General features: G+C 49.4%; 11 protein-coding genes. 7 read left to right on the forward strand and 4 right to left on the reverse strand.

Annotated features, from left to right (window positions below; all coding sequences use genetic code 11):
• Positions 1 to 111: 111 nt before the first annotated feature.
• From ACOTXT_RS21885 to ACOTXT_RS21910, 6 genes are all read left to right on the forward strand, one after another.
• A complete protein-coding gene (locus tag ACOTXT_RS21885; protein ID WP_421625453.1) occupies positions 112 to 561 on the forward strand; it encodes a cytidine deaminase-like fold-containing protein in 450 nt (149 codons plus the stop codon).
• Positions 551 to 931 (forward strand): DUF6911 family protein, encoded by a 381-nt coding sequence (locus ACOTXT_RS21890; protein ID WP_236251080.1) that lies wholly within the window; start codon positions 551 to 553, stop codon positions 929 to 931. Before ACOTXT_RS21885 ends, ACOTXT_RS21890 begins: the two co-directional genes overlap by 11 nt.
• A 198-nt stretch (positions 932 to 1129) precedes the next feature.
• The gene (locus tag ACOTXT_RS21895; protein WP_074168563.1) at positions 1130 to 1813 is read left to right on the forward strand and encodes a hypothetical protein; all 684 of its coding nucleotides are present in this window, start codon (positions 1130 to 1132) and stop codon (positions 1811 to 1813) included.
• The gene (locus ACOTXT_RS21900) at positions 1810 to 2043 is read left to right on the forward strand and encodes a hypothetical protein (RefSeq protein WP_055322481.1); all 234 of its coding nucleotides are present in this window, start codon (positions 1810 to 1812) and stop codon (positions 2041 to 2043) included. The genes ACOTXT_RS21895 and ACOTXT_RS21900 overlap by 4 nt, the downstream gene beginning before the upstream one ends.
• 346 nt (positions 2044 to 2389) lie before the next feature.
• On the forward strand, positions 2390 to 2758 hold the full coding sequence (locus ACOTXT_RS21905; RefSeq protein WP_063930280.1) for a hypothetical protein: 369 nt from the start codon (positions 2390 to 2392) through the stop codon (positions 2756 to 2758).
• Positions 2759 to 3183: 425 nt separating this feature from the next.
• Complete coding sequence (locus ACOTXT_RS21910; RefSeq protein ID WP_055322118.1) at positions 3184 to 3639, forward strand: hypothetical protein; 456 nt, start codon at positions 3184 to 3186, stop codon at positions 3637 to 3639.
• Positions 3640 to 3677: 38 nt separating this feature from the next.
• On the opposite strand, the gene ACOTXT_RS21915 is transcribed toward ACOTXT_RS21910, so the two are convergent.
• From ACOTXT_RS21915 to ACOTXT_RS21930, 4 genes are all read right to left on the reverse strand, one after another.
• Complete coding sequence (locus ACOTXT_RS21915) at positions 3678 to 4766, reverse strand: AAA family ATPase (protein ID WP_055322119.1); 1089 nt, start codon at positions 4764 to 4766, stop codon at positions 3678 to 3680.
• 145 nt (positions 4767 to 4911) lie between these two features.
• On the reverse strand, positions 4912 to 5871 hold the full coding sequence (locus ACOTXT_RS21920) for a YbgA family protein (protein WP_028015684.1): 960 nt from the start codon (positions 5869 to 5871) through the stop codon (positions 4912 to 4914).
• Between the two features lie 102 nt (positions 5872 to 5973).
• The gene (uraH, locus tag ACOTXT_RS21925; protein ID WP_008500117.1) at positions 5974 to 6384 is read right to left on the reverse strand and encodes a hydroxyisourate hydrolase; all 411 of its coding nucleotides are present in this window, start codon (positions 6382 to 6384) and stop codon (positions 5974 to 5976) included.
• 99 nt (positions 6385 to 6483) lie between these two features.
• On the reverse strand, positions 6484 to 7209 hold the full coding sequence (locus tag ACOTXT_RS21930) for a MerR family transcriptional regulator (protein WP_008500116.1): 726 nt from the start codon (positions 7207 to 7209) through the stop codon (positions 6484 to 6486).
• Here ACOTXT_RS21930 and ACOTXT_RS21935 point away from each other — a divergent pair.
• A partial coding sequence (locus ACOTXT_RS21935) for a hypothetical protein (RefSeq protein ID WP_421625452.1) occupies positions 7208 to 7419 on the forward strand: 212 nt, incomplete at its 3' end. The two genes, ACOTXT_RS21930 and ACOTXT_RS21935, sit on opposite strands and share 2 nt — an antisense overlap.

Here is a 7419-nt window from a genome sequence, read left to right on the forward strand (position 1 = left end):
GCCAAAATCAGCCACGAAGAGACGATTTTGGGCTGAAAATTGGAAAATTGAGCCACAGGACGTCGATAAAGGACGGTTTGGGGCGTCATATCGGGAGCTGCGGACCACTTAATCGCAACTTCCTTAAGTAAAGTTGGTGATGCCAATCTAAAAGTCGTAGCCAGGGGAAATGTGGACGGAGTGAAGTTTTCTGACACCAACCAAGGTATAAGACCTTCACAGTTAGCTGATTTCAATAAACCGACGCTTATCAATGATGTTGTGCAGGCCAAGATAGACATGCGGCCGGATAAAAACCTTCCCAATGGGAATATGGGAACAGCTCATGCAGAGGTAGGTGTAATTCAGCAAGCTTATGAAAAAGGAATGACTAACGGCAAAGATATGTTTATGTCGGTAAGTGGGGAGAAAGTTTTCTCATATTGTCTAAGCGATATAAAAATTATGGCTGAAAGATCAGGGCTTAAGTCGTTAACATTATTTTACGAAACTACTGGTAGGACCTTATATTGGCAGTCAGGAACAAAGGGCTTCCGCGTAAAAGGAGCTAATGATGAATAGGTTGCTTCTTTCATGGTCGATATCACAAAAAGGTGGCACGAAGAAGCCTGATTGCTGGGAAGATATTGTTAACTTATTAGCCAAAGTTCATTTATTTAGTGGTTGTGTAACCGTCGACAGATTAGACTGCGAAGGTAATTTAATCTCAGAAATACAAGTAAGAATGGAAAAAGGTTTCTATCTGGTTACGTTTTTGAACGAAGATGATGAGGTTATGTCAATTACCGATTTAACACAACCAGATGAAAAAGTGTTAATTTTCGGAGATTACTGGCCAGCAATTCAGCTTACAAAAAATTATGGTCTTGTTGTCAGGGTCTTTAGGGAGTTCTTCGATACTGGCAATGTATCAAAGGAACTTCTTAATTAAAATATAAATCCAAGATTTCGGCGTCCGCAGTGATGCTGTAGTTGGCTTATATGATGGTGGCGCGATAGACCTTGTGTCACGGCAGGGCGGTAGCGTCTGTGGCCCCAAAAACGCTTAACAGCGCAAAAATCCTGGGTATAAAATACAACAGGGAAAAGCAGTTATAACTAACTGAAAGGAAAAGGAAAAGTGGTTGCGGTGGCTGAGTTCGCACCGGAAAGAGTTGTTGTTGAGAATAACAACCTTGCCAGCGTTCTGGCAGCTGCAAATGCTGTAAAATCGGGAACGACAGAAAAATGGCAGGCAGAGCAGCAGGCCGCGATTAAAGAAGCCGGCAGCGGAGGCACACCGGTATCCTGCCAGATGGCGATGGCGGCTATGGGAACAGTGTTGTACGGAGGCATTCTTCCTGAAGCAATAGTGATTTCTGGTGTAATCAGCGCCGGAGCTGTGTGTGGTGTTGATTATGTGATGAATGGTTCCGTTGATCCTAAAAACGTTATTGCTGCCTACTGGAGCGGTGCTTTAACCCGTTATACTAGATTTGAATCAACAGTTCTTATCAATGCTGGTAGCAGCGCCATCGTAAGCTACCTGGATGGAAAAAATCCATTCCTTTACGGAACTATCGGTGGTTTGGGTGGAGCAATTGGTTATGGAGTAGGTAATAAATTAATAGAACCGATATTGGGTGAGGTTGTTAACCCCATGTGGAAATCTTTACAGTGGGAGGATATTGGATATGGTATATCTCAGCCTTATCGATTGAGTCCAGTGCCTGGGATTGTTGGAGCTGCAGGCGGCGGCGTTGCAGGTGAAGTATTTAATGTGGTGGTAGACCCATCTACTCCTGCTAATAACAAGAATGGAGCAGCAAAATGAACGAAAAAAGATGGCTAATATCTTTTATTTTGATTTTGCTGACGCTGATCTTAACAATGGATATTATTGCTTTGCTAACTTATTTTTTTGCAAAGGCCTATCTCTATTTCATTCGTAGTATCCCTGTTGAGATAAGTCTTTTTGAGTTAGTGAGGATTCTTAAGGGCGCATCATTGGGTGGGGTTATTGTTGGTGTAGGTTGTTGGTATATTTCTTTTAAAAAATACTAGTTGTTGCTGAGAGTAAGTTTTTAAGCTGAAATGAGGAAAAACCTTTCGATAAAGAAATGGCAGTCTGTCTTAAATCTGGCGAGGGATAGTCGCGGTATCCAGTGCTTATAATCGGGTAAAATTACATATTAATGTTAGCGCGAATCTTCTGAAGAACTCTGTCCGAGAAATATAATTGGAATATTTTCGGTGGGCTAAGCGCGGCGAGTCGATTATGATCCTGTAAAAAGTATCCATATGAATGATAGAGATTATATAAAGGGGCAGGAAATGGTGTTAAGCAAGTAATACTATTTGAGGTAATGGAAAAACCATTAAGTCTTAAATAAATGAACAGGTAGATCTCATGAGTTTATTCGAAGAGTGTAAAGAGGCTCTTAGTGCTGATTTCACTATCATTGATAAAGAAGAAGAGCGAGTAAATACTATTCTGGAAGGGTATCCCTTTGTTAGCGGAAACATTTCTTGGTCTGAATTAAGCTTTAGAGACTTTGAAACCAGTGATGAGTTACTCTGTCAATCCAGGTTAAAAAATGAAGATGTTTATGTCATTGCAGACGATGCAAATATACCTTTATTCAGAACTAATTTGAGATTAGTGCTTGAAAATATTTATGATGTCGCGGCGTTGTCACCAAAAATGTTCATTTTTAATGAAAGTATGATTTTGCAGCCACTATTTCCAACCGATGCATTTCGGCTCGGGACAAGATAGCGTTGTGGCACCGTAAACCAATTACCAGTAATAGCAGGTGCTACAGTAGGTGGCTATCTATCTGAGAGAGCAGGAAAAGAAGGCGAAGATTTTGCCAGGGGAAAACTGAAATGAAAAAATACAAATTATAGGACTTGGTTGTTGTTGATAATCGGTTTTTGGGTGATAAGGATATCACAACCTTCACTGCCAAATACGCAAGTGAGAAGGCTGAGGCCGAGATATATCAGCTTCTGTCTTAACTGAAAAATCTGGACGCAGATGAGCAAAAACAATCGTTTAGTGGATGTTGGTTAGTATAAAATCGCGCCCTAAGCAGGATTGAAGAAAGTTTTTTACAGTGTTTGCTGAGCCATTTCTCTCCAAACTTAACGGCTCTAACAGTCCCGACCTCATATCCTGGCCCTTCAAAAAGGACTAATCAAATGATTTATCTGCTGTTAGGAATTGCGCTGTTCGCATTTTTCATCGGAACTGTCGTGTTTGTCCGTTTTAGTAAAGTGACGGGAAGAAGCGTTCAGTCACCTCTTACCACGATGTTTTTCTTTGACGCGCTCTTTTTTGGTCTGGGTAGTAAGCGAGACATGAACATTGCAGCATGTTCATTTATCGTCTTTTTAGTCAGTGTCTGGGGATTAACTTATTTAAAATTAAGCACTCATTTTTGGGGAAGTCGCGAAATTTATTTTGGTTTTGCGATCGCCGGAATTTTATTTCTGATTATGCATTGCCGCTATTGTGCAAAAAATGTCGTTATCAAAAATGATGGCCTGGCTCCCATGAGAGAGTTGATTAATCTCCGGCGGTCCGGCCTCATCAGTCCTTTTTTATGGTTAAGCAGGGCCGGGTATCTGGGGTTCTTTATTGGCATGCTTCACTGAAGCGAGATGCGAAAAAACAGCCTCCGTGCCCATTGAGACTACCCCAGCCTCTCCACCCGCGTCTCCCCCTCCGTCATCGACAGCTGATACAGCGAAAACGATCGCTGCTTCTCAATCAACGTCGCCAGCTCCGGCGAGTGGCTGGTGAGCCAGATCTGCGAGTAGCGGCTGGCCTCGGCGATTAAGCTCGCCAGGGCGGGCAGCATCTGCGGGTGCAAGCTGTTTTCCGGTTCGTTCAATGCGATAAACGCCGGTGGGCGCGGGCTGAGCAGCGCTACCGCAAGGCACAGAAAGCGCAGGGTGCCGTCGGAGAACTCCGCCGGTTCCAGCGGTCTGTTCAGCCCCTCGCGCTGCATCATCATGCGAAAACGTCCGCCGGTGTTGTCGCTGTAAAACACGCAGCCGGGGAAGGCCTGGTCAAGGATGCGCATCAGCAGCAGCTCGTCACCAATCTCGACGATGGTCTGAAACGCGGCCGCCAGGTTGGCGCCGTCGCTGGCCAGCACCGGGGAGCGGAAACCGACCTGCGGGGCGCGCATCGCCGAGCCGATTGATACAGAAAAATCATGATAAAAGCGCCAGTTACGCAGGGACTCGCGCATCTGCGACACTTCCGGGTAAAGGTGCGGTTCGCCGAGCTGTCCGAATACCGATTCGTTCTCGTACAGCGTGCCGCTGTGGGTCACCTTCTCGTGATGCACGTTGTTCAGAAACACCGCCTGGTTCCTGCGCTTCATCAGCTGTGACGAAGGTCGACGGTGCTGGCCGCTCAGCCAGAGAGATTCTTCTTTGATCACCGGATCGAGCTGAAACTGCGACGGGTAGGGCAGCTTCTCCACAAACCCGACCTGCAGCTCGTATTCGTAGGTCTCTGTTTCCACCGCGAGGTTCATCCGCCGCAGCTGGTCGCTGCGGGTTTTGCCTGCCCAGAACACCTTCAGAATGCCGCCCTCGTTCGCCAGCGCCTGGGAAAACTGCCCCTGGGCGGCGCTGTGCATCAGGTGTATCGCCTTGTAGATATTGGATTTTCCGGTGCCGTTCGGCCCGAAGACGATGTTGAGCTGCTCCAGCTCCAGCGACATCTCGCGGATGGATCGGTAGTTTTGAATGTGCAGGGTGTGGATCACAAGCAGGCCCCTTTAGCAGAATAAGCCTGTATATAATCACAGCCTTTGAGATGAAATGCAAAAAAGAGACGACAGTGAGGATGTCGTCTAAACGGGGTACTGCTTTGGGCCTCTGTGGGTCAATGGGGCCTTCGCATTTTTTTCATCACTTGACTGCCAGACGCAGACCCAAATCATCAGGATAGGGATCAAAGTAGTTTTGCGTCATCAGATACCGGTCGGGGTATTCGGCCAGGTAGTGCTTCAGCAGCGTGATCGGGGCGAGGATAGGCAACTGTCCGTTGCGATAATGCAGGATCACGTCGCGCAGCTCGCCGCGCTGGCGGGTGTTCAGCTGGTTACGAAAATACCCCTGGATATGCATCAGCACGTTGGTGTGATTCTTACGCGAAGCGGGTTTTTTCAGGATGGTCATCAGCTTTTCCCGGTACGCCACAAAGAAGGCGTCCAGGTCTTCCCACTCGTGCAGCGAGGCAACGAACGGGCCGATTTCACGGTAACCCGCCTGATGGTGCGCCAGCAGCTGGAGCTTATAGCGGCTGTGGAAGTCCAGCAGCGCGCGGCGCGTGAGGCCATTTTTACGCAGCGCGTTCAGTTCGTGCAGGGCAAAAACACGTTCGACAAAGTTTTCACGCAGCACCGGATCGTGCAGGCGTCCGTCCTCTTCAACGGGCAGCCACGGCCAGGTTTCAAGGAGGGCGGCGGTGAACAGCCCGACCCCCTCCTTGCGGCCCCGGTTGCCGTTTTCATCATACAGGCGCACGCGCTCCATGCCGCAGCTTGGAGATTTAGCACAGACGATAAACCCGGCGAGATCGCCGATTTTCGGCAAAAAATCTGCCGTAAAGTCCGCCATTTTCTGCGTAACGTCTTCGTGAGGCGCGTGGCTGAAGCGCATCTGCGTTTCACCGCTGGTGGTCATAATCAAACGCAGCGCAGGGCGAGGCGTCGGCAGGCCGATGGCCATTTCCGGACACACGGGCCTGAAGTTCACCCACTGGGCCAGCTCATCCATGACGAAGCTCATACGCTTGTGTCCGCCGTCAAAGCGAACGGCGGATCCGGTCAAACATCCGCTAATACCGAGCACAGGTTTCGTTGTCATGGTGTGGTCCTCCCGTTCATATAATTAAAACTTACACAACATGACTAATTTGTCCAAGTATTCGCGGAACTATTTTTTTAATTCCTTTAAAATCAATACGTCTTAGCTGCCCTTGTAAGTCGAGTAACCGTACTGGCTCAGCAGAAGCGGGATGTGCAGCTTCTCGTTGGTGCGGGTCACGGTAAACAGCACCGGGATCTCCGGGAAGAAGGAGTCCAGCTTTTTGCCGTGGAAGTACTCTGCGGTTTTGAAGGTCACTTTATACACGCCAGGCTGCATGTCCTGATCCTGCGGATAAAGCGATTTGATGCGTCCGTCATGGTCGGTTTTACCGCTGGCAATCGGGGTCCATTTGTCCTGCTGCTGCTTCTCCAGCGTAACGCTCACGTCTGATGGCGGCATCCCGGTTTGCTGGTCGAGAATGTGGACGCTCAGCGTACCGGCAGGGGCGCTAAAGGCGGCGGGGGCAAAGGCCATTGAGGCCAGGATCAGCAGAGGGGCAGTTTTTTTCATGGTGTTTTCCTGTGGAGTTATTCGTCACAGGAAAACGTTAGCATTTGCGGCGCGGGAAAATATTCAACTTTTCGTGAAGATTCCCGCAGAAGAAAATGATCAGAGGATAATCACTTCAAGCGATACCTGCTGCTGCCACTGCTCCACCTGCTTTTTCCGCCCGGCGGTGAGTTTACCGCTGGTGACCAGCAGCCATTTTCGCTCCGGGAAAATGTCCGGAGCCAGGGCGTCTGGCGGAACTGGCAGAATGTCAATGCGGTGGCCCTGCCCGGTGCGCGTTAGGGCTTCGAGCCAGATCTCACACGGGTCGTTCAGGTGCCAGCCGCTAAGCAGAATGTTATCGCCAGGCGCTTTTTTATCGCCTTCGAGGCAAAACGAGGTATAGGCGATGATGATGCCGTCGAGGATCGCGCGCAGGGTCATGGCGGCGGCCACGTTAGCCGAGACCTGGCGGCGCAGCGGGCGCAGCACGTTCGCGACCAGCTCCGGCCTTGGGTATTCGCGCCCGGCGTCGTAAATCATCTGGCGCAGGGACTCGACTTTGCCGTCCTGCAGGCGTTGCAGCATGTTCTGCTGCAGGGTTTGCCAGTTGTTGGTTCGGCCCGGCGTCGGGCGTTCCAGCAGCGGTTTGACCTGGCCGATCGGGACGCCTTTTTTTACCCAGTCGAGGATTTTGAGCGCCTGCTGGACGTCCTCATCGCTGTACTGGCGATGGCCGCCTTCCGTGCGCTGTGGCTTGAGTAAACCGTAGCGACGCTGCCACGCCCGCAGGGTGGTGGCGGTGATGCCGCTGAGTCTGGCGAATTCGCCGATGGAGTAAGCCATGTCCGTGTCCAGAGTGGAGGAATACTCTCAATATACTACGAATTTTCCCGAACGGGATGAAGCGCCGAAACGGTGCACTACACTTAAGGAAGTTGCGATTAAGTGGTCCGCAGCTCCCGATATGACGCCCCAAACCGTCCTTTATCGACGTCCTGTGGCTCAATTTTCCAATTTTCAGCCCAAAATCGTCTCTTCGTGGCTGATTTTGGC

The sequence above is a fragment of the Enterobacter cloacae complex sp. IR5422 genome, from assembly GCF_049238165.1.
GTDB lineage: Bacteria > Pseudomonadota > Gammaproteobacteria > Enterobacterales > Enterobacteriaceae > Enterobacter > Enterobacter roggenkampii.